The organism is Chitinophaga eiseniae (genome assembly GCF_900167135.1).
Classification (GTDB): domain Bacteria; phylum Bacteroidota; class Bacteroidia; order Chitinophagales; family Chitinophagaceae; genus Chitinophaga; species Chitinophaga eiseniae.
The window spans coordinates 116,087-140,770 of sequence record NZ_FUWZ01000004.1 but is presented as its reverse complement, the minus strand read 5'-3'; the positions used below and the strand labels follow the sequence as shown (position 1 = coordinate 140,770).

The following is a 24,684-nucleotide window of genomic DNA, read 5'->3' as shown; positions in this document are numbered from 1 at the left end:
AAAAATTACAGATATGAAAAAGTTTATTTTTGCCGCATCCATGCTCACCGCCCTCTTCCAATTCCGCGGTGAAGCCCAGGACAAAGGACAATCTCCACTCCTGACCAATTACTACAGCATCAAAGATGCACTGGTAAGCGGTAATGCTGATAATGCAGCCCGTGCCGCCGCCTCTTTTGTGCAGGCCGCCAAAACATCCGATGCAGCCGTAAAAGACAAACTGATTGCTGACGCATCTGGTATCACCGGTAGCAAAGACCTGGCCCGCCAGCGGGAAGCCTTCAAAACCTTGTCTGACGATCTGTATCAGCTGGCCAAGTCATCCAAACTGTCTGACCAGCCGATCTACCAGGAGTACTGCCCGATGAAAAAGGCCTCCTGGCTCAGCAACAGCAGCGCCATCAAAAACCCTTACTACGGCAGCCAGATGCTGACCTGCGGTAAAGTAAACGATACCATCAAGTAACAGCCGTGGCAGGGGAGCCGGGCCCTCTTCCCGCTCCCCACGCCACTTTCCCGTCCTGTCCTCCTGCCTTCCGTCGATAAATATCTTTTATGAAACAGCTCCTCTCACTGCTTCTGCTGCTCTTTGCCAGTTACACTGTCTTTGCACAAAAAACCATCCGTTACGATCTTTATGTGGGCGATACCATGGTCCGCTATTCCGGTAAAATGAAACATGCACTGGCCATCAACGGCACCATCCCCGGCCCTGTGCTGCACTTCACCGAAGGGGATACCGCCGAAATATATGTTCATAATACCCTGAATGAAGAAACGTCCATCCACTGGCACGGCCTGATATTGCCCAACCAGGAAGATGGCGTCCCCTACCTGACCACACAACCTATCAAAGCCGGGCAAACCCATAAGTTCCGCTTTCCTGTTGTACAACACGGTACTTACTGGTACCACAGTCACACCATGTTCCAGGAACAAAGCGGCATGTACGGCTCCATCGTTTTCCATGAAAGAAACGCCGCCCCGCAAAAGGAAGAGGTGATACTGCTCAGTGACTGGACCGACATCCACCCGCACCAGGTGAACCGTATGCTGCACAATGCGAGCGACTGGTTCGCCATCAAAAAAGGTTCTACCCAGAGTTACGCCGAAGCCATCAAAAAAGGCTATTTCGGCACGAAAGTCACCAACGAATGGAAACGGATGAACGCCATGGACGTGAGTGACGTATACTACGAACGTTTCCTCACCAACGGCCAGCCACAGGCCGCTGCGCCGGCGTACAAGGCTGGCGATAAAGTACGGCTGCGGGTCATTAACGGCAGCTCCTCCACCTATTTCTGGCTCAACTACGGCGGTGGTAAGCTCACCGTGGTAGCCAACGACGGCGCCGATGTGGAGCCTGTGGAAGTAGACCGTCTGCTGGTAGGCGTGTCCGAAACATATGATGTGATCGTGACCATCCCGGATAATAAAAGCTACGAATTCCTGGCCACTGCAGAAGACCGTACCAACAGCACCTCCCTGTGGTTAGGCGCCGGTGAGAAAGTAGCCGCCCGCCATCTCCCTAAACTCAAATACTTCGAAGGGATGAAAATGATGAACGACATGATGCGCATGGATGGCAACCTCGATACCAGCGGCGGCATGATGATGACCAACCAGACCATGGACATGAACACCGTCATGTATCCGGAGATCACCAACCCTGATTCCACCACCGGCGATATTGTAACACTCAACTACGGCATGCTCAAAGCGCCGGCAAAAACCACGCTGCCGGCAGGCCCCACCAGGGAGTTCCGGTTTGAGCTGACCGGCAACATGAACCGTTATGTGTGGACCATCAACAACAAAACTGTTTCAGAAACCGACAAGATACTGATCAAAAAAGGAGAGAACGTACGCATTGTCCTGTACAACAACACCATGATGCGTCATCCCATGCACCTGCATGGCCATTTCTTCCGGGTACTCAACGGCCAGGGGGAATACTCCCCGCTGAAAACCGTACTGGACATCATGCCGATGGAGGTAGATACCATCGAGTTTGCCGCTACCGAGAGCGGCGACTGGTTCTTCCACTGTCACATCTTATACCATATGATGAGCGGGATGGGCCGTGTGTTCAGTTATGAAGACTCCCCTCCCAATCCGCAGGTACCAGACCCGGTGAAAGCATACCGGATGCTGAAACGCGACGACCGCATGCTGCATCTCATGGGCCAGGTAGGACTGGAAAGCAACGGCAGTGACGGTGAGATCATGCTCTCCAACACCCGTTACCGCCTCTCCGCCGAATGGCGTATAGGCCTTAACGACAGGCATGGTTACGAAAACGAGACGCACTTTGGCCGTTACTTCGGTAAAAACCAATGGCTGCTGGGTTATGTGGGCTGGGACGTACGTTACCGCAAAATGGGCGATGACGACGAAAAGAACCTGTTTGGCCAGCGCAGCACGAAAGACTTCCGGCAGGTGCTGCACCTCGGTGTACAATACACCCTACCCATGCTCATCCTGGCAGACGCCTCTATCGATACCGACGGCAGGCTGCGTGTACAGCTGATGCGCGACGACGTGCCCATCACGAGAAGATTAAGGTTCAACTTTATGGTGAACACCGATAAGGAGTATATGGCCGGTTTCCGGTACATCTTCACCCGCAACTTCGCCCTTTCTACCCACTACGACAGCGACATGGGCCTGGGCGCAGGGATAACATTATCCTATTAATCGTGGTAGCCCGGGGCTGAAGCTCCGGGCACAATAATGCATCAAATAAAATATTATATTCGATGCATGAAAATCGCAATCACCGGCGCAACGGGTTACATAGGCACCGTCCTCACACCCTTGCTGCTGGCCCAGGGACACCAGTTGAGCATTCACGTCCGGAAAACCCAGCCACCCGCCAACGGTGTTACCTACGTATATGGTTCCCTGTTAGATCCTGATTTTGTCGCTACGTTTGTAGCAGGTATGGATGCAGTCATTCACATGGCGGCGGTTATCTCGGTGAGCGATACGCCGGATATGGAAGCTTTTCACTTTAATACCACCACTACCCGGCTGTTGGCCGAAGCTTCGCAACAGGCCAGCGTCCGTCGTTTTTTATACATCAGCTCTATCACCGCCTACGAGCAGGCCCCTTACGATATGCCGATGGACGAAACCCGTCCATACACACAGGCGATGCGTTACAGTTATGATCATTCCAAAGCGGTAGCCCAGGAGGCGGCGATGGCCTGTAACGGGCCACAGCTGGAGGTGATCGCGCTGGCGCCTACGGCAGTTATCGGTCCGTTTGACCGGCGCCCTTCTTTGATTGGGGACGCTGTAGTACGTATTTACCAGGGAAAGATACCCGCGATATTTCCCGGCGGCGTGGACTTTGTGGATGTCAGGGAGGTAGCGCAGGCTGTTTCCCGGGCGCTGACAGCCGGCACTCCCGGTCAGGCCTATATCCTCAGCGGCGAGTGGATGACGCTGAAAACACTATCGGCACATATTGCACAGACCAAAGGAAAACGTATATTCCTTCCCGTATTGCCCCTGTGGCTGGTGATGGGGCTTCTGCCGCTGGTGCGTGCCCTTGGGCGGCTCACCGGCGGCGCGCCGTTTTACACCCGGCAATCGATATACAACCTTATCCGCAGCAACCGCAAAATAGACAGCAGCAAAGCAGCGCGGGAACTGGGCTTTCGTCCCGGTAGTCTCGCCGGCACTTTACAGGACACAATCGTATGGTTTAAAGAAAACAAGATGCTCCCATGAATGCATACCCTTCCCTTCAGCAATACTACCTTTTTATCGGCGGCTGGTCCGCCATCGGCATTATCGCCGCGCTGTACCTGCTGCGGCGCGAGGCGCCGTACGGACGCTTCACCTCTGAGAAATGGGGCCCGATGATCAGTAATAAACTGGGATGGATATTCATGGAGACCACCGTGCTGGTATCTTTCTTTATATGGCAGCCGCCAACGGCGGTGAAATGGACCTCGCCGGCCGGTGTGATGACCGGCATGTTCCTGCTGCATTACCTGCACCGCAGCTTCGTATATCCGTTTATGATACGCACCCGCGGCAAGAAGATGCCGCTGGTGATTATGTTATCGGCTGTTCTTTTTAATACCGTGAATGGTTCCTTGCTGGGTGCCTGGTTTGGGCATTACGCAACATACCCTGACGATTGGTGTACCAGTCCCCCTTTCATAGCAGGCGCCTGCTGCTTTTTTGCCGGTATGCTGATCAACTGGTCGGCGGATTATCACCTGATAGGGCTGCGCGGCAAACATGACACCGGTTACAAGTTGCCGCAGGGTGGACTGTTTGAATACGTCACTTCCCCCAACCTTATGGGAGAAATCCTGGAATGGGGTGGTTATGCGCTGCTGACGTGGAGTGCGCCTGCGCTGGCTTTCTTTATCTGGACCTGCGCCAACCTTGTACCAAGGGCCGCTGCCAACCAGCGGTGGTACCGTCAGCGGTTCCCGGACTATCCTTCACAACGGCGGGTATTGATACCCTTTCTCTGGTAACGTTTAATAAGCTTTGATCTGTAAGCAGGAAGGCGCCGGCATGGTTAGCTCCGTACCCGTTTTCTTCAACAGCCCCGTTTTTGCGTTGCGTTCAAACACCACGATGTTATTGCTCATTTGATTGGCCACCAGCAGGTATCTTCCGGTAGGATCGATCACGAAGTTACGCGGATGATTACCTCCGGCAGACTGATGTGCGATTTTTTTGAGCAGCCCCGACGCCGGATCGATGGCGTAGGTTACGATGATATTTTCATCCATACGGGTGGAGACGTATAGGAAACGGCCATCCGGCGAGGTGTGGATGTCTGCGCCGCCGTAGTTGTCTCCTTTTTTGCGTGTATAGTGCGCCGTTATCCGTTGCAAGCTATCGAGCCGCCCGTTGCCATACCGGTATACGCTGACCATGCCCGACAATTCTTCTATACTATAAGCCAGGGGCAGCCGGGGATGAAACGTGAAGTGCCGCGGACCGCTGCCTGGCACTGTTGTGGTAAAGGGCGGCGAGGCCGGTTGCAATGGCTGCGCATTATCTGCATTAAAAGCGAAACAACGGATTTTATCCGCCCCGAGGTCCGGCAGGAAAAGAAAACGGTTTGCCGGGTCCAGTACCGCCGAATGAACGTGCGAGCTGCGTTGCCGGTCCGTGAGACTGCTGTCCTTGAATACCAGCACCTGTCCTGCTTTGCCTATATAACCATCCTTTACCGGGAGCACTGCGGCGCTGCCGCCGGTATAATTCGCCACTGCCAGCCAGTGACCGCTGTTATGTTCTGCGATGTATACCGGGTTTTCGCCACCGGCAGACTGGCTGCTGCGCCAGGCTGCCTCCCCTGTTTCCGGGTTAAAAGTGTAGCTGGTCACGCTGCCACCCCCCGGCGTCTGCGCCTCCGTACAGGCGTATAGGTAGCGGCCGTCGGCCGAAGGCACCAGGTAAGCGGGGTTCAGCACCTGGCTGACGGAGCTGACCGCCTGTAACGTCCCTCCATCGGGATTAAAACGGTAAATATAGATGCCTGCCTTGCTTTTATCCTGGTTATAGGACCCGACAAACAAGTAGTAATGCTGCGCAGACAGCAGCTGGCTGATGCCCATTGCCAGCAGACATAACAACCGGAATTTCTTTTTCAAAGGATGTATTCGTTTTTAACGTGAAAGGATAGCGCGTAGCTGTCTTTACAAAACTATCAAAGCATCTTTGGAAATCATAATTACGTCTCCCGGAAAAAATCAATATACAAACCAAAGGTTCCCTATCTTTATACAACCAAAAGGTTGCGTATTAATGAGACGGGAGCTGTTCATCCGGGCAGAAAGGAAGCAATACAGACGATGACCATTTCCCCCTGAATGTCACCACGTGAGCCACGCGGCTATTTATAAACACTGTTATCATGAAACACCCATAAATAGCTATCACATGAAAAAAACAACTGTTCTTTATTGGATTTTCACCGGTTTACTTGCTGTGGGAATTACCATGTCTGCCATACCGGATGCGCTGTCTGTAAAAGAAGCCAGGGATGTCTTCCAGCACCTCGGCTATCCGATGTACCTGCTCCCATTCCTGGGCGTCGCCAAACTGCTGGCTGTCATTGCTATCGTCACTCCCGGCCATCCGCGCCTGAAAGAATGGGCATACGCCGGCCTGGTGTATGACCTTACCGGCGCACTCTACTCCGGCATTGCTGTTGGTGACGCTGCAACCTCCTGGATGTTCCTCATCTTCTTTGCGGTACTTGCCGGCTCTTATATCTATCACCACAAAAGATTGAAGGAAAAAGACCCATCGAAGTTGTCAGTCGCGTGAAATGAGCTGCAGCCCTGTCTCCCGACAGGGCTGATTTTTTATGTTTCACGCCTGATCAGATATTTGGTAATGCAACCACGTTAACGTACTTTTGACGCAAAGTAAATATTAACCAGGATGAGCGAGATCAGGTATATGCAGGGAGATGCTACGCAACCCGTTGGCGACGGCGAAAAAATAATTGTCCATATCTGTAATGATATTGGGCGTTGGGGAAAAGGATTTGTACTGGCGTTGTCTGCCCGTTGGCCGCAACCGGAAAAACAGTTCCGCGACTGGTATGCCTCCGGAGAAAATTTCGCGTTGGGGAACGCACAGCTGGTGGCGGTGGAACCGCAATTGTGGGTAGCCAATGTTATTGGCCAGCATAAAATCACCAATGGCAAAGACGGCCTCCCTCCCGTTCGTTATGAAGCCATACAGGAAGGCCTGCGGCAGGTAGCGGCATTTGCCGCGGCACATAATGCCACCGTACATATGCCCCGCATAGGCTGCGGCCTCGCCGGCGGCACCTGGGATAAGATAGCACCTCTTCTTCAGCAGGAACTGATGACCAAAGGTATTGGAGTAACAGTATACGATTTCAAGTAGGCATTTCCGTTAGTTCTACTTTTCGGCCGTCAGGATCTTGTACTATGGCGCGGTAGCCCCACTCGCTTTGCCCCGGTATTGCAAAAATGGGCGTCTGCTGTTGTTGCAGGCGTCTAATAAGTTCATCCAGCTGTGTCACTCCGAAACCCAAACGCGTGGTGTTATCCGCAGTTGGCACATTCGCAGGCAATGGATAAATTTCCATTACAGGCAGGCCATTTTTGCTGGCATAGTGAAAAGGGCCCTTACCGTGCTGGTGGTATTCAAACTCGATTCCCAGCAGCGTGTAGAACGCTGCCAGTACTTCAGGCTGGTGCGTTTTGATGACGAGTAGCTGCAGATTTATCATGGGGTGATCAAATTTTTATATCCTCTAAAAGTGATTACTTTACAGCCACCAATTTCCTGATAAGTTCCGCAAAACTTTCCGCATACACTTCAAAATCCCAGTCCCCCTGCCCGTGCAGCGCCATCAGCACCGGCGCGTCTCCGTCTTTAATGGCCGACAGGTCCAGGCAATAGGGATCGGCGCCATCATCGCCAATGACCAGCAGGTCGGAAGGCCAATCCGTCAGTGGTTCGCCGCTGATACCATTGAAAGCGTAGCCTCCTTGCCGTGCCGCCAGTTCATGCGCACCGTACAGGGAAAGTCCCTCGGTAAAATGCGGGCCTGAGAAGGTCACTTTCAGCGGGGAATAATTTTGCAGGAAAGTAAGATAAACATCCGGCAGCGTCCAACGTTCACGGATGTACGCCATATCTTTTTCATCGGCCACGGTCAGCCAGTCGGAGGGGTTTGCGTGATCTTTATTTTTCCGTCGTTTTTTCTCCAGTTGTTTGTCCAGCCTGGCCATCAGTTTCTCGAAATCATTACCGGGATGCAATAACGACGGATGCACCTGTGGTGGCGCGTATCCAGCTCCATCCGGATATCCTTGCTCCTGCCAGGCTTGCAGCTCAGTGAGCCGCAGCTGCTCCGGCTTCCAATAGCCCGGGTCACCGGGTAATGCTCGGTCGAAAGGCTGACGGCTGTACATGGCCAGGCTCTTCATCGCTTTGGCACGTTGCTCCGGCGACCGGTCTTCGTTCAGTGCCAGCGCTACCAGTACAGGATAAGCGTCGCGGCCGGCTGTTGTCAGCAGACCGTCGGTCGCCCAATAGGCAAGCGCCGGCTGTGATACCGCCCATTCGAAAAAAGGACGCCATGCACTTTCTCCTGGGGCCATCAGGCGGACAATATCTGCCATGAGGTATCCCCGCCAGTGCAACAGCTGCCCTTCACGGGCATAGCGCACCAGCGTTGCTATCACTGCCTGCCGGTCTTTGCCGGCGTAACTGCGGATGAGTTTATCTTTCAGGGTGGCGAATTTGCTGCCATCCTTTTCGGCAAACAAAGTATCGGTCAGGTTAACTAAAGTGTTGCTCATGGGCTGCAAGGTACAACATATCTCAGATGCCTGCGCGGCGTATCGCCTGTTCGATGTCTGCTTTCAGATCTCTTACCTCTTCGATGCCGGCAGAAAGCCGCAGCAGGTTATCAGCGATGCCCGGCTCCTGGCGTGCGGCAGCTGATAATGCCCTGTGCGAGGAGGTGGACGGCTGACAAATCAGGCTTTCCAGGCCAGGTAGTCCGCCAATGCAAGCGCGTTGGCGTTATGCTGTTGTACCCGCAATGCCAGTGTTTTAAGACTTCTCTCCGCCAGGTAACATTCCTGCGGCGCCAGCTTCCAGGTACCGCCATAGAGATCCCGGGAAAAGAGCTTTGATTCCTCCCGAAATTACCCAAAAGGGTAAAGGAAAGCAAGCAGCGGGGGAATTACTTTCGCTGCAACGCCTGTAACTGTTGCTCCAGCACCTGTTGTTTGCTTCTGAGTGCGTTCATTTCCGCTTCCAGCTTTTTACGTTGCTGATTTTCTTCCATCAGGTACAACGTCAGTTCCTCCACCTTTTTCAACAGCGCCTTGTTCATCTCACCTACATCCTGCCCGTCTTTCTCCACTACTGCCGCTGCCGGTATCTCCGGAAGATGGCCATAGGCCCGGATATATTCGCCCACTTCCTGCAGGGAAGGCAGGCGGTAATCGCCGTGAAACACATAGTCAGGCCAACCGGTGGCCGTCACTTTTACCCGTTGCGCGGTGATGGTACCTGCTACCGCCAGCTTAGATTGTGGTGCACGGGTACCAATGCCAACATTGCCGTTGGTAGTGGCTGTCAGCGCTACATTAGCCGTCGCCGTATCTCGCGGGTTACCAACAAACAGGTTCCATTCGTTGGTCATGGGCATCAGTCCCACGGGAGAGGTGTTATTGCCTCTCACATCCAGGGCTGTCCAACTGTCGTTGAAGTTAATGGCACGTACTTTCACATTTACGCCCACAGCATTGGTAGGCGATCCATAAGTATTGATGGCCCGTATGCGGAAACGCACATTACCGGACTGACCATTCACATCCACAGTGAAGCTTTCGTCCATGGCTGCCAGAAAGCCACTCTTGTTGATACGGCCCGCTTCTCTCCACTTATCAGGATTGGCATGGGTAACGCCCACCAGGAAAGTGGCCGCAGCAGCAATACCGCTACGGGTATACGCAATAGATACTTCGTAATAGCCCGAAGCACCCACGGCGGAGGGACTGGCCTTCAGAAATTCCACATAGTCGCCCACGGCATAGCCGGCAGGAAATGTAACCGCTGTTGTATATTGATCAACAGTTTCAGCACGTACACAAGAAAAAGCCACGAAAAAGGTTAACACAGTTAACTTACAATAAAGGGATATTTTTTTCATATATCGGGTTAAATAGCCAGTCGCAAACATAATAAAAAAAAGCCGGGAATTTCGTTCCCGACTTGTAATGGAAGATTCGAAGCGTACGGACAAGCATCAGTACAGGAAGGCTTCGGAGATGGCCCGGTACAGCAGGACATCTCTTGTTCACTGCTTGACGGCGTTAGCTTTTGCCTTCAAGCCAGCTCTTGAATTCCGCCACCCTCTCACGGCTAATAATAACATCAGTATCAACATAAGGCGCTAATTGAAGAATTAATCTGCTATTGTAATAGGTCGTTATTTTCCTGATGGCATCAATATGGATAATAAACTGCCGGTTGATCCGGAAAAACACATTGCGGTCCAGCATCTTCTCTATCTGGTCCAGCGAGTAGTCCAGCGGAAAACGTTGGTTCGTGACCGTAGTTGCCACTGTCATACCCTTGGAAAAATGCAGGTAGGCAATATCCTGTGCTTTCACATATACCAGCTGATTGTTGATCTTACCGATAAAGCGGGTGCTGTTGCGCTTCATAAACTCTTCGGCCAGCTTCTCGATACTGATAGCGGTAGCGGCAGAGGGCCGGAAGTGTTCGTATTTCTGTAATGCCCGGTTCAGCTCCCCGGTTTCTATCGGCTTCATCAGATAATCGATACTGTTCACCTTAAAAGCCTGCAAGGCAAAACCGTCGTAGGCCGTCGTAAAAATAATAGGCGTGTTTACCTTCACCTGGCTGAACATTTCGAAGCAGTTGCCATCGGACAACTGGATGTCCATCATCATCAGGTCCGCGGTGATGCCCTGCTCCAGCCATTTGATGCCCTCTGCCACCGACTCTATCACTGCCACCACTTCTATCCGCGGATCGTACTGGCGTAACAGTTGCATCAGGCGTTCGGCATTATGCATTTCGTCTTCAAATATGACTATCTTCATGTGACAGTTATAATGGGAATTTTTACAATAAACATGTCGTCGGCCTGTAATACTTCGATTCCCTGCTCACTGATCAGCGCATAGCGCTTCTGTATATTTTCCAGTCCTATGCCGGACGATATTTCTGTGCTGGCTTTGCGGCGGATGTGATTTGACACCACCAGGCAGCTGTCTTCACTGTTAACGGTGATCACCAGCGGATCGGCGGAAGAAAAGCGGTTATGTTTGATCGCGTTTTCGATCAGCAGCTGCAACGATACCGGCGGTATCATGCCTTTGCTGCGTATTTTTTCATCGATATCTATCCGGAACTGTATGCTCTGCTGATGCCGGATGCGCATCAGGAAGAGATAAGACTCCAGGAAGTCCAGTTCTGTCTGTATGGTGACCAGGTTCTCGAACTTTTTATCGAGAATATAACGGTAGGTCTTCGCCAGTTGGGTGATGTAGTCTGCCGACAGGTCCGGGCTTTTATACACCAGGTTCGTCAGCACACTCAGCGAATTAAAAAAGAAATGGGGGTCTATCTGGTTACGCAGCGCATCATACCGCGCCTGTATATTCTCCCGCTTCAGCCGCTCGGCCTGCACCTGGTATTCTTTCCACGCGGTATAGTAATAGATGATACCGTTGAACGTCAATATCAGGAGGTAAAACATAAAGATCCCGAAGTTGAGATCGTAACTCAGCCGCTTAAAGCTTTCCCACGCCTCATACCGGTGAAACAGCAGGATATCGGTGATGGCATACAGAAAACCGAAACCCACCGCCGCCAGCATACCATACAGCACCAGCGCACAGCATAGCACCGTCAGCCGGCGGGAAGCGCTGCCGCCGCCTATCCTTTTTTCCAGCACCCGCGCCAGCCATACCGCCCCTTCCCATACCAACAGCCCGAACACCACGTATACCACACTGAAAGTCCACCCCCTGACATCCATCACCCGCAGATCATTGACAAACGTATGATCGAAGGACTTAAAGATGATGCTGAAAGTGAATAGTACCAGTATCCTGGAAAGATACAGGAACAGTTTGCTGGAGAATAAAGGTTCGTTTTCCTGGAAATTCATAGTATGCCTTAGTCCTAAAAATAGTTATTTTCCCGGAACCAGTTAAATGCGCCGCTGACAGCGTCTTCAATCGGCGTATACCTTACCTGCAGCTCCCGCTCTGATTTTTTTCCTGAGTAATAATTATCGATGCACAACAGATAGGCCGAGGAATAATTCAGTTTGCTGCGAAACCGCGTAAAACGCTGCAGCAGTGAACCCGTCATCCCGGCTATTTTCAGCACAGCCTTCGGGATACGCACCATCAGCTTCTTCTCTCCCGCCACCCGGTTTACCAGGGCAAAAAACTCACGGTAACTGAGGTTGTGGCCAGCCAGCAGATAGCAGTCCCCCGTTTTACCATAGGCGATCGCATTAATGATCCCGCGGCACACATCCTGGATATGCACGAAGTTTTTTCCTCCCGGCGGATAGAACAACACTTTCTTACCCAAACCGTACAGCAGCAGTTTACCTGAACTGGGCTTTACATCACAGGGGCCCAGCATAAAGGTGGGATTGACCACCACGCCCGGCAGGCGTGCTGCCGCCACTTGTTCCAGCACATACTGCTGGGCGAGGTATTTGGTGTTGATGTACCCCGAATTGGCGTTAAACAGGGTGAAGCCATTCAACTCGCTGCCCGGATGTTGCCGGCTGCCCGGACCGATGGTATTGGCCGTACTTACATAAATAAAACGCTCCACCTGGTGCCGGATGCAGGCCTGCACAATATGACGGGTGCCGGTATAGTTGATCCGTTCGTATTCCTCAAAGGGAATATCCCACTGGTCCGTAATGCAGGCGGTATGCACCACAATGCTGCAACCGGCTACTGCTGCCATCACATCGTCCGGGTTGTCGATATGCCCATAGTACACTTCACAGGGAATATCGGCAATACCTTTCAGATCGGCCGTAGGCCTGATCATCGCTTTGATGTCATATCCCTGCCGGTACAGCTCCCGGGTGAGATTGGAGCCCAGGAAGCCATTGGCGCCTGTCACTAGTACTGTCTTCATGTATTTGATCAGATGGTAAATTGTATCTCCTTTTTTACTTCCCTCGACACCAGTTTCAGCTTGAAAGACAAGGGCAGCAACTGCATCAGCGTATGATTGATGCGGTTCATCAATCCGGGGATGATCACCCGGCATTTGCTGAACGTGCCTTTCAGTGCAATGGCCGCTATCTCCGAAGTGTTCAGCAGTCCCATTTTGCCTTTGAAGCCCTGTCCGATGATACGGCGGGAAGTATGCGAGTTGGTCATGATAGGCCCCGGGTACACCACGCTTACAAACAACCCGGTGCCTGCCAGCTCTTCCCGCAAGCCAAGGAAAAAGGAAGAGATGAACGCTTTGGAAGCGGGGTACACTGTTTTATAAGCGATAGGCGTAAAGGCCGCCATGCTCGCGATGTTCATGATATAACTCTCTTTATGCTGCAGCAGGTGCGGAATCAGCATTCGGGTAACGATCACCGTACTGCGGATATTCAGCTGGATAATGCTGTCAATCCGTTCCAGCGAGGTGTCCGTAATGGCCGATGTACCGCCGATCCCGGCATTGTTGATCAGGAAATTGACCTGGTATTGCGACATCACCTCTTCCAGCGTCTGTTGCAGCAGGACGGTATTGGTCATATCGAATTCAAAAAACCGGACATCCACTCCATATTCCAGCTCGAGGCTTTCCGCGAGGGAAAACATATTGCTGCCCGGCAGCGCCATCAGGATAAGATTTCTGCCGCCGGCGGCGCATTGCCTGGCGAATTCCTTTCCCAATCCTGAACTGGCTCCCGTAATCAACGTGTACTTTGTAGGTTGCATATGATTGTTGGCTTTAAGTAATCAAAACAGCTTCCGTTTTCTTTACGCTTATTACCGGACACAAAAATGCAGTAGCGGGAGGCTACTGCAAACGAATTTCCCTCGAGTTGAGGAAAAAAGACCCTGAGCTGTCAGGCCAGCTTTTCAGCCGGTGTCAGCTGTTGCCCGATACCGCCATCTACCAGCAGCTCTTCGCCGGTGGTAAAGGTAGCGTCGAAAGCCAGGAACAGTACGGCTTTGGCTACTTCTTCGGGGGAACCGTGGCGGCCCATCGGCGTGAGTAGGTCGCCGGCCTTGCGGAAGGCGTCCCTTTCCGCTTCCGTGGCGTCTGTCACGCCCATGGTGGGGGTATCTATGAAGCCGGGGCTGACCGCATTCACCCGGATGCCCTTTGGCAGCAGTTCCGCCGCAAAGTTTTTGGCGAAGGCCCGCAGCGCCGCTTTGGTGCCCGCATACACGCTCATGCCGGCATAACCGGAATTATCGGCCACGGACGTGGTGAAAACGATGGACCCTCCGCGAATGATGAGCGGCACCAGCTGCTGTACGGTGAAGTAGCTGCCGCGGGTGTTGACGGCAAACGCCTGGTCATAGGTTTCCGGGGTGACGGTCTCCAGTAATGTCAGGGAAGAGATCCCCACGTTGATATACAGCAGGTCGATATTTCCCAGCTTCTCCCTGACGATGTTGCCCAGCGCTTTGATGTCCGTTATGCTGGCAGCATCGGAAACAACGGCATGGGCACGGTCGCCCAGTGTCCGGCGTACCTGTTCCACGTTGGCGGGATTACGGCCAGTCAATAATACTTCAGCGCCTTCTGCCAGTAACATCTTTACGGTGGCCAGTCCGATGCCGTGTGTTCCTCCGGTCACTACCGCTTTTTTTCCTTCGTATTTTCCCTGTTTCATGTTGATGATTTTTTTGTGGATGTTGTTCATTTTTTTGACAACACAAAGGGACGGAGATAAAATGAAAGCATCAATAACGGCGATAATGTTCGGATACGGATAATTTTTTCCGTATTCTCCGTTTGGGGAAATAGGGATAAATTTGTCCGTGTATAAAACTGACGACGATGTACGAAAAGAAAATTCCGAAAGACTTCAGCTGCGGCATGGCCATTCTGATGGAAATTATCGGCGGGAAATGGAAATCCTATCTCATCTACCTGATCGCCAATAATGTGCGGAGGCCCGCTGAACTACAGCGCGCTATTCCTTCCGCCAGCCGCCGGGTACTGGACCTGCAGTTGCGGGAGCTGGAATTTCATGGTATCATCAAAAGGGTGATTTATCCGGAGATGCCGCCCAAAGTGGAATATTTCATGACGCCTTTCGGCGAATCGATGTTGCCTGTTGTGGCTTCTATGGAAACATGGGGGGCGGAGTACATGGAAACCTTCCGTCAACTGATGGAAAACAAACAGAAAACCATGCATACCGACGGTGAGTGTGTGGAGATAAAAAAAGATAAGCCTGTGATCCGGGGCCGCCGCACGCTGGCCAAAGCTGTTTAGGAAGAGGGCGCGTCTCCGCCGGCGGTGATGCCGATGGGCAGATACACAGTGAAACGGGTGCCTTTGTCAACGTTGCTTTCTACGGTGATGGTCCCTCCGTTTTGCTGGGCAAACTCCTTACAGAGAATGAGTCCGAGGCCGGTCCCGCGCTCTCCGTTGGTACCGTAGCCGGGGCTCTGGTTGTAGGAAAACAGGTGCAGCACCTGGGTAGGCGGCATACCGGTGCCATGGTCGGTAATACTGATGGCCACCTGAGCACCCACAGCCTGGGCCTTTAGTTCAATCACGCCGCCGGCGTAGCTGAATTTGAGTGCGTTGCTCAAAAAATTACGCAGGATCACAGACACCTGGTCTTTATCGGCATACAACATCAGGTCCTCCGGGATGCTGGTTTCCATCCGGATACCCTTCTGCTGGATAGTCATCTCAAAAAAATACAATACTTCTGTTGTCAGGACCCCGAGATAAAAATTAACGGCCTGTGCCTGAATGCCCTTCATACTGCGGGAGCTCCAGCGCAGCACATTGTCCAGCGACCCTCCCAACTGCGATATCTTTTTATGCAGCATTGCGGCAGCCTCTTCCATTTCATTTTCCGGATACTCTCCTTTCTGGAACATATCCAGCAGAATTTCCAGTGTAGCGAGCGGACTGCGGATATCATGCGCCACGATCGAGAAAAGTTTTTCCTTGTCCTTGTTCATGGTTGCCAGCGCCTCCCGTTGTTTTTCTATCTCCCGCTGGTAATCTGACTGGATATGTTTGAAAAAACTCAGCGCAATGATGATAAACAGCAGGGAAGTGGCCACATTGGCCCATACCCTGCTTTGCGGCACGGGATCGGCAAAGCGCCAGTGTTGCGGCATGAACACGATCAGCAGGAAAGCGGTAATGATCAGTACGCCCAGTCCGGCGTTGAGCCATTTATTGTCGTATACCAGCAAGCAGCAGATCAGGATATTGAGCAGGAAATATTCTGCGCCGTTATGAAAGAAAAGCCCTGTAAAGGTATATATCAGCACACTGCAAAGGATGGCCACCATGCGGGCGCTCAGGTAGCGCTGTTTCCGGTGCAGCCATAATACAAATACGTTGATCCCGCTGGTCAGCAGGTTAAAGACAGATAAAAGATAGCGCCCCTGGTAACAGTTCAGCACCGCAAAAAACAACATAAAAGGAATGCAGGGAATGGCCAGCAGATTTAACAACCGGGTACGCCTGGACTCAATAAAGGGCATCAGCGGACTTACGCCAACATTGACGATGGAATTCCACGCTCGCAGTGTAAGTTGGTATAGATAGCCAGAAGGACCCTTATGCATAGGACTGCAAATATACCGCGAAAATTGGCTTATCAAGCATACCCGGCCTTCATGCCCGGGCTGCATCATGGCGTTTCTTTTCCGGTTGGCCACAAAACGATGTCCAGCAGGACTGCAGCCGTGAGCAGCAGCATGAAGAGAATGATCCTGAAGGCCAGTATCACGCCATGGACCTCATTTTCCCGGTATTGACGGTAGGTCTCCACCACTCTCCCGCCATATTTCACGATCAGTGCCACTTCAATGACGAGAAAAACCAATATTACTGTCCATTCAGAATAAGGATGCATAGGCGTTTTAGTTAAGGTTGACAGCCAGGCGCCGGCCGGCTTATAAAAATCTGACACAAAAAAAGAAGAAGGTGCCTCATCGGCCGATGAAGCACCTCTATGCGCTGTGTGCGCTTTAAAGTTAATGAAAATAAATTCGTTATAAGGATTGCCGTTTCAGTTCTTCCACGGCATGATTGGCAGCCCTTGCGGTGAGCGCCATATAGGTGAGGCTCGGGTTCTGGCAGGCAGACGATGTCATACAGGCCCCGTCGGTCACGAACACGTTTTTCACGGCATGCACCTGGTTCCATTCATTGAGCACCGATGTTTTGGGATCTCTGCCCATCCTGGCGGTGCCCATTTCATGGATGGCCATACCGGGATAGGACGCACGATCGAAAGCCTGCACGTTTTTCAATCCTGCCGCTTCCAGCATGGCGGCGGCTTCCGCGGCCATGTCCTTGCGCATCTTCATTTCATTTTCCTTGAATTCGCAGTTCATTTTCAGTACCGGCTGGCCCCATGCATCTTTTACGCTGGTGTCCAGGCTGACCATATTCTCCTTGTAAGGCAGGCACTCGCCGAAGCCCATCAGCCCCATCTGCCATGGCCCTGGTTCGGAGATGTAGTCTTTAAAGGCACCACCTACGCCCAGTTCAGCGATACCCCTCGCCCAGCCGGTGCGGCTGCTGTAGCCTGTATAGCCGAAGCCCCGCAGGTAGCCCCTTTTATCATTGCCTACATTGGCAAAACGCGGGATATAAAAGCCGGCAGGCCGCTGGCCGTGGTAGTATTTATCTGCAAATTCTTCAGAGCTGCCGCTGGCGCCGGCGTGGAAATGGTGGTCCATCAGGTAATGGCCCAATACGCCGCTGTCGTTGCCCAGCCCCTGCGGGAAGCGGGCCGACGTGGAATTGAGCAGTACAAAAGTACTGGCCAGCGCGGAAGCGTTGAGGAAGATGATCCGGGCATGGTACTCGGTCATCTCTTTGGTATGTTTATCGATGACGCGCACGCCGGTAGCTTTGCCTTTGTTGTCGTCGTAAATGATACTGTTGACCAGTGAATCTGTCAGCAGCGTAAGATTGCCTGTTTTCACCGCTGCCGGCAGTGTAGACGCCTGTGTGCTGAAATAAGCGCCGAAAGGGCATCCCCGGGAACAGCGGTCACGGTACTGGCATTTGTTGCGGTCGCCGATAGCCTGCGTGAGGTTGGCCGTACGGAAGATGGTCATCCGGCGTTCGGGGAAAGCTGCTTCCAGCTTTCCTTTCACATGTTTCTCAAAACAGTTCATCTCCATCGGTGGCTGAAACACGCCGTCCGGCAGGTGCGGCAGTCCTTCAGCCTGACCGCTGATACCGGCAAAAGCTTCTACATGGGAGTACCAGGGCGCCAGGTCTTTATAGCGTATCGGCCAGTCGATGCCGATGCCTTCTTTGGCATTGGCTTCAAAGTCCAGGTCGCTGAGGCGCAATGACCCGCGGCCCCACATGATAGAGCGACCGCCTACAATGTCGGCGCGCTGCCAGTCGAACCGTTTTTCTTCGGTATATGGACTGTCGCCGTCTTTCATCCAGTAGCTGTGGTTAAATTCTGTATATACTTTTTCGCGGACCAGGAACTGGTGACCTTTTTTCAGTTCGTTGGTCAACACGCCGCGGTGAGGTACTTCCCAGGGGGCGGCGGTAGCGGTTTCGTAATCCTTCACATGTTCCAGCTGACGGCCCCTTTCTATCATCAGCACTTTCAGCCCTTTTTCACACAGCTCTTTGGCTGCCCAGCCTCCGGTAATACCGGAGCCTACTACTATTGCGTCGTACGTATTGGCCGCTTCGGCCTTCAGGTTCAAATTGATCATTCCACGGAATTTACTGGCAGGCCGAAAAATAGTAAAATATCTATATAAACCTAACAGAAATGGGACGACCGGAAAGGTCCGTTGTCTTTTTTGGTAAATAAAAGAACCGCAGCAATCAGGTGACTGCGCGGCTTTTTTCACTTCAAACCAATTACTACTATATGGCAAGGCCGGGAATCCGGGACCTTTCAAAAAGGGAGGGGTACAACAAACAATGGCACATACTGATTAAGACGACGTAGATTAGAATGGCGGAAGAAGATGCTATCTGAGAACCCCTGTCAGTCATACGGTTAGGTAAAGGACAGACAAAGGGAACCCCCTCTTCCGGTTTCAAAATTATCGTGATTACCGGTAGATGAATAGTACAAATGCGACATCTTTTTTACTGGGCCATCATCCGGTGCAGCCGGATGGTGTTCACCAGTGATGCCTCGTCGATAAAGGAAGGGGTGATCCCTGCAAACTCTTTAAAATCGCGGATAAAGTGCATCTGGTCGTAGTAGCCGCTCATGTGGGCGATGCGTGTCCAGGTGGCTTCGGGATGCAGTTCTTTCAGGTGATAGGCTTTGCAGAAGCGGATCAGCCGGGCATACCGTTTCGGGGACATGCCGGTGCGCTCCACCACTTTCCGTTCAAACTGCCTTACACTGATGCAGGCGTCGGAAGCCAGTTGCTCGATGGTGATATTCCCGGTATGCGCCACCAGGTTGCTCATCACCAGGTCGACCGGCAGCACCGGCTTCAGGCGGGACACTTTTTTGAGCAGGTAAGTCTCCACAATACGGACCATCCTGTCCCAGTCGTGCGTATGTTCCTGCAACTGTTCATTGATGTCCTTTATCTCACTGCCCAGCAGCAGGCTGGTATCGAAATCCTGTTCATGCAGTTCGGTCATAGGGATGTTCAGTAGGCGGAACAGGCCTCCGGGCTTGAAAGCCACGCCCAGGGCGATATGATGGCGTCCCATGTCCAGCGTCACGGCCCGCTCCAGCGGTCCGACCGTCAGGGACACCGACTTGGTCTCATAAGTATCGTTGTATACCCGCAGCACTTTAATCGGGTCTTTGACATAAAACATGATGTACCGCTGGAAAGTAGGCACAAACCGATAAATGTTGGATAGCCCGGGCAGCTGCGAGAAATCGGCTTCATAGACGCCGATGCTGGCGATAAAATCCCGCAGGGCAGGGTGTGGCGCATAGGCTTTCATACGTGGTTTCATCTTCCTCGTTTTATAGGTTAATGGTGCGACCGGCACTCCAACCTATGTGGCCGCCCAACAAAAGTAAACATTCCGGCCAATAATCATCCCGCTTCAGAAAACACCAGCCGCAGGTAATATTTGCGGCAAAAATGCCGGAAAATTTAAAGATCTTGGCCCTTATACCAATCGTATGCTTATGTCTTCGAGAAGAAATTTCCTGCTGCAAGCCTCACTGGGACTGGCAGCTACCGGCCTCTCTCCTTTGCTGTCCGCTGCGGCACGTCCCGCTGTACCGCCGCCGGCGAAAGACCGTCTGTCCGTTGGCGTAGCAGGATATACCTTCGCCCGGTTCAAGCTGGACCAGGCCATTGCGATGATGCAACGGGCCAACATCCGCCATATCTCCGTAAAAGATATACACCTGCCGCTGCAGAGCAGCCCTGAACAGATAGCAGCCGTGCGCTCACAATTCCGCGATGCGGACATTAACGTTTATGCGGTAGGCGTTATCTACATGAAAACCCGGCAGGCGGTGGAAGAAGCTTTCGCGTACGCCAAAAAAGTGGGGGTTCCCATGATCGTCGGCGTACCTACGCCTGAACTGCTGGATGACGCCGAACAACAGGTAAAACAACACAACATACGCCTCGCCATCCATAACCACGGCCCGGAAGACGCCTTGTATCCCGGTCCGCGCAATGCATGGGAGCATATCAGGCACCGCGACGCCCGCATGGGGCTGTGTATCGATATCGGTCACGCTACCCGCGCCGGCGAAGACCCGGCCAGGGCTGTGCTGGCCTATCAGGAAAGGGTGTTTGACCTGCATCTGAAGGATGTTACGGCCGCCTCCAAAGACGGCAAGCCCACCGAGATAGGCAGGGGCGTTATCGACTTCGCCAGCCTGGTGCGTGCGCTGGACAAGGTGCGCTACCAGGGAATCTGCAGCATTGAATATGAAAAAGACATGAAAGATCCCCTGCCGGGCATCGCTGAGTCGGCTGGCTATTTTAAAGGGGTGGTGAATACCGTGAAAGCATAACGGCGCGGTTTCCTTTTTCCGGTCCCCCAGGGCTTGTCCTCAACATCTTCCGGATCTATTCCGGCAGCACCGGTATTGAGAGCAGAGGTACCGGGGAATGATAGGCCAGTTCCCTGGAAATGCTTTTATGGAAGATCGAAGAGATAAAGGAATGTTTTTGGGGCACGGTGATGACCAGAGAGGCGTGGTGTTCCCGGGCAAACTCCAACACACTGTCGGCAATATGAGTACCGGTCATATAGTGGAAAGCCGGCGTATACCGTTCCAGGACATTATGCAATGCAGTGATCTGTTTTTTAGTGTCGTCGGAATATTTATCTGCCGTTGGCGGTTCCACGTTGACCACATGCACTTCCGGGTGGAACAGGTCGAGGAAGCGATACAGCTGCTCCAGAGACGTTTTGGAGATGTTTTGCAGATCTGTGGAAAAGACGACGCTGCTGATCCCCTTCCCTACTACCGCGTCTTTGGGCACTACCAGCACAGGGTATTCGCTTACTTTCAGCACCTGCGAGGTGTTACTGCCCATAAAAAACTCTTGCAGCGCTGTTTTTCCTGCAACGCCCATAACCACCAGCCCCACTTCTTTTTCCCGGCAGAGTTTGTTCAGCTGATCGGGCAGAAAGGCATCTTCTGCCAGCAGCTCGTATTTGGGATCGGCATCGGTCATCATCCGCAGCTGGTCCTGTATAGCGGCCAGCTTTTCCATATTTTCCACATATACAAGATTTTCCATCTGAGGCGCAGGTACGGGCACATCGGAGCCCTGCACCATGGTACGGTAGGCATGGTAGAGGATCATGCGTTCCACGCCCAGCGCCGGCGCCAGGCTGGTAGCATATTCTGCCGCCCGGAAGGCGGCATCGGAAAAGTCTGTCAGAATAAGTATCGATTTCATATCATCTTCTTTTACTTGTGGTGAAAAAGGGATTGAACCTACCAGGAGTTCCCCCCGACAAATCCAATCCCTGTTCGCTGGTCAACGTTTATCATCAAGCCGGAAGGACACTTTACAGATTGCCCCGTAGGTAGTGATTTTGCCATCCTTTACATGCACCTTAAAATCCTTTACAAATACGGAGTCTACGTTGTGGATGGTTTTGCTGACTTCCTGCACTGCATTCTGTACAGCATCTTCAAAACCTTTTTCGGAGGAGGCAATCACCTCAATCACTTTAACAATAGCCATAATAAAAGTTTTAAATGGTGAAACAATACGGCGTGTATACAGGAAACAAACAACCTACCGGTTTGGTTATCGATGTACTGCAGCGGATTACAGCCGGAAAGCACCGATAGCGGACAGGCAATTATCCCCCCGGAACGTACCCCGGAATGTGCAATCGGTGCTACAATGAAAGACATTGCCCATAGCGGTTTTCATTGAAAATCAGTGCTTTTCTTTCCGGCGATCTTCCGGCATGATTCTTTAACTATGGTCAGCAAGATGTTTCTGAAAAGGGGTGGTTTGGTAAAACAACACCTGAGAATATACCCTTACAACCTGAACTGGATAATACCAGCGTAGGAAAGCAGGAAACACCAGGGAGGCACCGGTAAACCCGGCGCCTTTCTTTTTGCCCTCCCACTAGATAAGTTGTCATTTTGACAGCAATCCAAACGGTAAACAGGCCGTTATCCTTCCTTTAACACTGCAATTTTTTCATCTCCGTGCAGGATTATATGTTATATTAGCCGGCGAACACTACGGCAGGCTTTTTGTTATTATCCCGGCTCAGTCATGCGTAACTAAAAAAGGAATGTCCTGTTTGTAAACAAAACTTATATTCACACTATGCGACCATAAATAGGTTTAACCCTGATTTGTGCGGATCCCGTCATATGCGGTGTCCATGAGCATTATACACCATAACCAACTGATGAATAAATACCAGCATTACTCCTTTGACCTCTGGTTAACCTTGATCAGGTCCAACCCTTCCTTTAAGCGGGAGCGGACAAAATTCTTTTTCGATCATTTTAACCAGCGGCAAAAAACGCTCGAAGAAGTGGAACGTATCTTCCGCCGGATCGACGTGATGACCAACGCCATCAACGAAAAAACCGGCGGCAACATTGATACGGACACCCTGCATCTGATGGTGATCAGTGAAATGAACGATCATGAGTACGACTTTGACACGGTGGACCTACAGGCGCTGTACGACGAAATGGAAGCGCTGGTGCTTCAACACCGGCCAGTGGTATATTGCTCCGCCACAGCAGGCGTGCTGCGTGCATTGCACCAGCGGCAGAACTGTACGCTCAGCCTCCTGAGCAACACCGCGTTCATTAAAGGGCGCACCCTCAGGAAAGTATTACAGGAACTGGAACTGGACCAATACCTGCATTTTCAGCTGTATTCAGATGAAACCGGCATGTCCAAACCCAACCCTGAAATGTTCCGGCTCATGCTGGGCTCCGTTGCCAACACCAGGAACGGGGAGGCCGTCCAACCTCAACAGATCATACATATAGGCGATAACGTAAAGGCAGATATCAAAGGCGCCAGCGAGGCCGGCATTCATTCTTTACTGGTCAATTCCAACAATCAATGTATTTCAAGCCTGCTTAACTGATGACAACAACTTACTCCCTGCATAAAATCACAGATACCAGCCAGTTCGGGTTTTGCCCGGATGACTACAGCCGTTTTAAATTCGGTGACGACCTTGTCGCGGAAAAGTTCGGTGCCACACTGGCCGACGGGTTTATTGATCGCCACCTGAAAGGCCGTACCGTGCCGCAACTGGTGGTAGTATCCAGCCCATATGCGTTCATTCCCACCGCCACCTTCTCCATGAAGAACCACTTCGTGTTCCGGCTCAACCGGTGGCTGGCGGCCAATGGCCATCCGATCGTACAGGAAACGAAAGTACACCGTACCATCACCTATAAAGAAGATTACGGGGAACTGGACGCCGAACAGCGGATGAAACTGATCGGCAACGATTCGTTTCATATTGACCGGGAATTTCTCGCCGGCAAAACGGTCGTGTTCCTGGACGATATCCGCATCACCGGCGGCCACGAGCGTATGATCCTCAAAATGGTGAACACCTATGGCCTCACCAACGAGATGTACCTGCTGTATTATGCGGAGCTGCAGAATACCGGTATCCATCCCAACTTTGAGAACTACCTCAACTATCACTTTGTCAAATCGATCTTCCACCTCGAAAAAATCATCCGGGAGGAACGGTTTGCCATCAATACCCGCATCGTAAAATATATTCTGAACTACGATTTCGATTCATTTTGTATTTTCCTGCAAAATCAGTCAGAGCAGTTTATGAATGTTTTATATGATATGGCCATCGGCAACGGTTATCACACCATCGAGGCATATCAGCAAAATCTTCAGTATATTAAACACTATATTTTTCATAGAAAACATAAAAGCATACAACATGGCGATTAATTTGCAAAAAGGACAACGGCAGGCGATCAATGCACCCAAGTTCACCATTGGCTTAGGCTGGGATGTAAACTCCTCCTCTACCGGCGCCAGTTTCGACCTCGATGCCTCCATTTTTGTGATGGGTGACAACAAAAAACTCCTGTCCGATCAGCACTTTGTGTTTTACAATAACCTCGTTTCTCCGGACGGCAGTGTGGAACACACCGGCGATAACCTCACCGGTGAAGGCGGCGGGGACGACGAACAGGTTAAAATCGACCTTTCCAAAATAGATTCCAGGGTCACCGAAATATGCGTGGTAGTGACCATCCACGACGCTGAAACCAGAAGACAGAACTTCGGCCAGGTGAGGAATTCCTATGTACGTATATTCGATCCGGTTACCAACGAAGTGATCCTGAAGTATGAGCTGGAAGAAGACTTCTCCATCGAAACCGCTGTGGAATTCGGCCGTATCTACAAACGTGGCGACGAATGGAAGTTCGAAGCAGTAGGCGTAGGCATGAAAGGCGGTCTGCAGGACTATCTGAACAAATACAACTAATTTAAACGG

28 protein-coding genes and 1 riboswitch are annotated in these 24,684 nt (G+C 51.9%); of the genes, 11 read left to right on the top strand and 17 right to left on the bottom strand.

Going from position 1 to position 24,684, the window contains the following annotated elements; all coding sequences use genetic code 11:
- Window positions 1-13 precede the first annotated feature (13 nt).
- The 4 genes from B5D63_RS24385 to B5D63_RS24370 all read left to right on the top strand — a co-directional run bounded on the left by B5D63_RS24385 (window position 14) and on the right by B5D63_RS24370 (window position 4,502).
- A complete protein-coding gene (locus B5D63_RS24385) occupies window positions 14-466 on the top strand; it encodes a DUF3347 domain-containing protein (RefSeq protein ID WP_078671487.1) in 453 nt (150 codons plus the stop codon).
- Between the two features lie 89 nt (window positions 467-555).
- Entirely contained in the window at window positions 556-2,697 is a 2,142-nt protein-coding gene (locus tag B5D63_RS24380) for a multicopper oxidase domain-containing protein (protein WP_078671486.1), read from the top strand.
- Window positions 2,698-2,763: 66 nt separating this feature from the next.
- Window positions 2,764-3,738: an NAD-dependent epimerase/dehydratase family protein gene (locus B5D63_RS24375; RefSeq protein WP_159456140.1), complete on the top strand. Its 975-nt coding sequence runs from the start codon at window positions 2,764-2,766 to the stop codon at window positions 3,736-3,738.
- Entirely contained in the window at window positions 3,735-4,502 is a 768-nt protein-coding gene (locus B5D63_RS24370) for a phosphatidylethanolamine N-methyltransferase family domain-containing protein (protein ID WP_078671484.1), read from the top strand. Before B5D63_RS24375 ends, B5D63_RS24370 begins: the two co-directional genes overlap by 4 nt.
- A 3-nt stretch (window positions 4,503-4,505) precedes the next feature.
- On the opposite strand, the gene B5D63_RS24365 is transcribed toward B5D63_RS24370, so the two are convergent.
- Window positions 4,506-5,633 carry a lactonase family protein gene (locus B5D63_RS24365; protein ID WP_078671483.1) on the bottom strand — a complete coding sequence of 376 codons (1,128 nt, stop codon included), beginning with the start codon at window positions 5,631-5,633 and terminating at the stop codon, window positions 4,506-4,508.
- 289 nt (window positions 5,634-5,922) lie between these two features.
- Between B5D63_RS24365 and B5D63_RS24360 the strand changes: the two genes are divergently transcribed.
- Together B5D63_RS24360 and B5D63_RS24355 are read left to right on the top strand one after the other, a co-directional pair.
- Window positions 5,923-6,312 carry a DoxX family protein gene (locus B5D63_RS24360; protein ID WP_078671482.1) on the top strand — a complete coding sequence of 130 codons (390 nt, stop codon included), beginning with the start codon at window positions 5,923-5,925 and terminating at the stop codon, window positions 6,310-6,312.
- Window positions 6,313-6,429: 117 nt separating this feature from the next.
- Window positions 6,430-6,903 (top strand): macro domain-containing protein, encoded by a 474-nt coding sequence (locus B5D63_RS24355; protein ID WP_078671481.1) that lies wholly within the window; start codon window positions 6,430-6,432, stop codon window positions 6,901-6,903.
- Here the strand turns inward: B5D63_RS24355 and B5D63_RS24350 are convergent.
- The 10 genes from B5D63_RS24350 to B5D63_RS24310 all read right to left on the bottom strand — a co-directional run bounded on the left by B5D63_RS24350 (window position 6,896) and on the right by B5D63_RS24310 (window position 14,401).
- Window positions 6,896-7,252, bottom strand: a complete 357-nt coding sequence (locus tag B5D63_RS24350) for a VOC family protein (RefSeq protein ID WP_200817093.1) — start codon at window positions 7,250-7,252, stop codon at window positions 6,896-6,898. The two genes, B5D63_RS24355 and B5D63_RS24350, sit on opposite strands and share 8 nt — an antisense overlap.
- Window positions 7,253-7,286: 34 nt before the next feature.
- Entirely contained in the window at window positions 7,287-8,330 is a 1,044-nt protein-coding gene (locus B5D63_RS24345) for an SMI1/KNR4 family protein (RefSeq protein ID WP_078671480.1), read from the bottom strand.
- A 22-nt stretch (window positions 8,331-8,352) separates the two neighbouring features.
- A complete protein-coding gene (locus B5D63_RS35830; protein WP_394333856.1) occupies window positions 8,353-8,511 on the bottom strand; it encodes a PLP-dependent transferase in 159 nt (52 codons plus the stop codon).
- On the bottom strand, window positions 8,511-8,606 hold the full coding sequence (locus tag B5D63_RS35825; protein WP_449384858.1) for a hypothetical protein: 96 nt from the start codon (window positions 8,604-8,606) through the stop codon (window positions 8,511-8,513). The genes B5D63_RS35830 and B5D63_RS35825 overlap by 1 nt, the downstream gene beginning before the upstream one ends.
- 113 nt (window positions 8,607-8,719) lie before the next feature.
- Window positions 8,720-9,646 (bottom strand): tail fiber protein, encoded by a 927-nt coding sequence (locus tag B5D63_RS24335; RefSeq protein ID WP_143313070.1) that lies wholly within the window; start codon window positions 9,644-9,646, stop codon window positions 8,720-8,722.
- A gap of 211 nt (window positions 9,647-9,857) precedes the next feature.
- Window positions 9,858-10,613 (bottom strand): LytR/AlgR family response regulator transcription factor, encoded by a 756-nt coding sequence (locus B5D63_RS24330; protein WP_078671478.1) that lies wholly within the window; start codon window positions 10,611-10,613, stop codon window positions 9,858-9,860.
- The gene (locus B5D63_RS24325; RefSeq protein WP_078671477.1) at window positions 10,610-11,686 is read right to left on the bottom strand and encodes a sensor histidine kinase; all 1,077 of its coding nucleotides are present in this window, start codon (window positions 11,684-11,686) and stop codon (window positions 10,610-10,612) included. The genes B5D63_RS24330 and B5D63_RS24325 overlap by 4 nt, the downstream gene beginning before the upstream one ends.
- Before the next feature lie 14 nt (window positions 11,687-11,700).
- Window positions 11,701-12,687, bottom strand: a complete 987-nt coding sequence (locus B5D63_RS24320; protein WP_078671476.1) for an NAD-dependent epimerase/dehydratase family protein — start codon at window positions 12,685-12,687, stop codon at window positions 11,701-11,703.
- Between the two features lie 8 nt (window positions 12,688-12,695).
- Window positions 12,696-13,493 (bottom strand): SDR family NAD(P)-dependent oxidoreductase, encoded by a 798-nt coding sequence (locus B5D63_RS24315; protein ID WP_078671475.1) that lies wholly within the window; start codon window positions 13,491-13,493, stop codon window positions 12,696-12,698.
- A gap of 131 nt (window positions 13,494-13,624) precedes the next feature.
- The gene (locus tag B5D63_RS24310; protein ID WP_078671810.1) at window positions 13,625-14,401 is read right to left on the bottom strand and encodes an SDR family oxidoreductase; all 777 of its coding nucleotides are present in this window, start codon (window positions 14,399-14,401) and stop codon (window positions 13,625-13,627) included.
- A gap of 167 nt (window positions 14,402-14,568) precedes the next feature.
- On the opposite strand from B5D63_RS24310, the gene B5D63_RS24305 reads away from it, so the two are divergent.
- Window positions 14,569-15,009, top strand: a complete 441-nt coding sequence (locus B5D63_RS24305; RefSeq protein ID WP_078671474.1) for a winged helix-turn-helix transcriptional regulator — start codon at window positions 14,569-14,571, stop codon at window positions 15,007-15,009.
- Here B5D63_RS24305 and B5D63_RS24300 read toward each other — a convergent pair.
- The 4 genes from B5D63_RS24300 to B5D63_RS24285 all read right to left on the bottom strand — a co-directional run bounded on the left by B5D63_RS24300 (window position 15,006) and on the right by B5D63_RS24285 (window position 19,686).
- The gene (locus B5D63_RS24300; RefSeq protein ID WP_159456139.1) at window positions 15,006-16,331 is read right to left on the bottom strand and encodes a sensor histidine kinase; all 1,326 of its coding nucleotides are present in this window, start codon (window positions 16,329-16,331) and stop codon (window positions 15,006-15,008) included. The genes B5D63_RS24305 and B5D63_RS24300 overlap by 4 nt on opposite strands.
- 65 nt (window positions 16,332-16,396) lie before the next feature.
- On the bottom strand, window positions 16,397-16,621 hold the full coding sequence (locus B5D63_RS24295) for a hypothetical protein (RefSeq protein ID WP_078671472.1): 225 nt from the start codon (window positions 16,619-16,621) through the stop codon (window positions 16,397-16,399).
- Between the two features lie 139 nt (window positions 16,622-16,760).
- On the bottom strand, window positions 16,761-18,461 hold the full coding sequence (locus tag B5D63_RS24290) for a GMC oxidoreductase (RefSeq protein WP_078671471.1): 1,701 nt from the start codon (window positions 18,459-18,461) through the stop codon (window positions 16,761-16,763).
- Between the two features lie 385 nt (window positions 18,462-18,846).
- Window positions 18,847-19,686, bottom strand: coding sequence for a helix-turn-helix transcriptional regulator (locus B5D63_RS24285; RefSeq protein WP_078671470.1), 840 nt, complete (start codon window positions 19,684-19,686; stop codon window positions 18,847-18,849).
- 178 nt (window positions 19,687-19,864) lie between these two features.
- On the opposite strand from B5D63_RS24285, the gene B5D63_RS24280 reads away from it, so the two are divergent.
- On the top strand, window positions 19,865-20,710 hold the full coding sequence (locus B5D63_RS24280) for a sugar phosphate isomerase/epimerase family protein (protein ID WP_078671809.1): 846 nt from the start codon (window positions 19,865-19,867) through the stop codon (window positions 20,708-20,710).
- Window positions 20,711-20,765: 55 nt separating this feature from the next.
- Here B5D63_RS24280 and B5D63_RS24275 read toward each other — a convergent pair whose 3' ends face one another.
- Window positions 20,766-21,608 (bottom strand): universal stress protein, encoded by an 843-nt coding sequence (locus B5D63_RS24275; protein WP_078671469.1) that lies wholly within the window; start codon window positions 21,606-21,608, stop codon window positions 20,766-20,768.
- A gap of 81 nt (window positions 21,609-21,689) precedes the next feature.
- On the bottom strand, window positions 21,690-21,899 hold the full coding sequence (locus B5D63_RS24270; protein ID WP_078671468.1) for a dodecin family protein: 210 nt from the start codon (window positions 21,897-21,899) through the stop codon (window positions 21,690-21,692).
- Window positions 21,900-22,158: 259 nt separating this feature from the next.
- Window positions 22,159-22,258: riboswitch (TPP riboswitch) on the top strand.
- 305 nt (window positions 22,259-22,563) lie between these two features.
- Here B5D63_RS24270 and B5D63_RS24265 point away from each other — a divergent pair.
- The 3 genes from B5D63_RS24265 to B5D63_RS24255 are packed head-to-tail and all read left to right on the top strand — an operon-like array spanning window position 22,564 to window position 24,675.
- Window positions 22,564-23,289, top strand: coding sequence for an HAD family hydrolase (locus B5D63_RS24265; RefSeq protein WP_200817092.1), 726 nt, complete (start codon window positions 22,564-22,566; stop codon window positions 23,287-23,289).
- Window positions 23,289-24,131: a phosphoribosyltransferase family protein gene (locus B5D63_RS24260; protein ID WP_200817091.1), complete on the top strand. Its 843-nt coding sequence runs from the start codon at window positions 23,289-23,291 to the stop codon at window positions 24,129-24,131. The genes B5D63_RS24265 and B5D63_RS24260 overlap by 1 nt, the downstream gene beginning before the upstream one ends.
- Entirely contained in the window at window positions 24,121-24,675 is a 555-nt protein-coding gene (locus B5D63_RS24255; protein WP_078671466.1) for a TerD family protein, read from the top strand. The genes B5D63_RS24260 and B5D63_RS24255 overlap by 11 nt, the downstream gene beginning before the upstream one ends.
- Window positions 24,676-24,684: the final 9 nt, after the last annotated feature.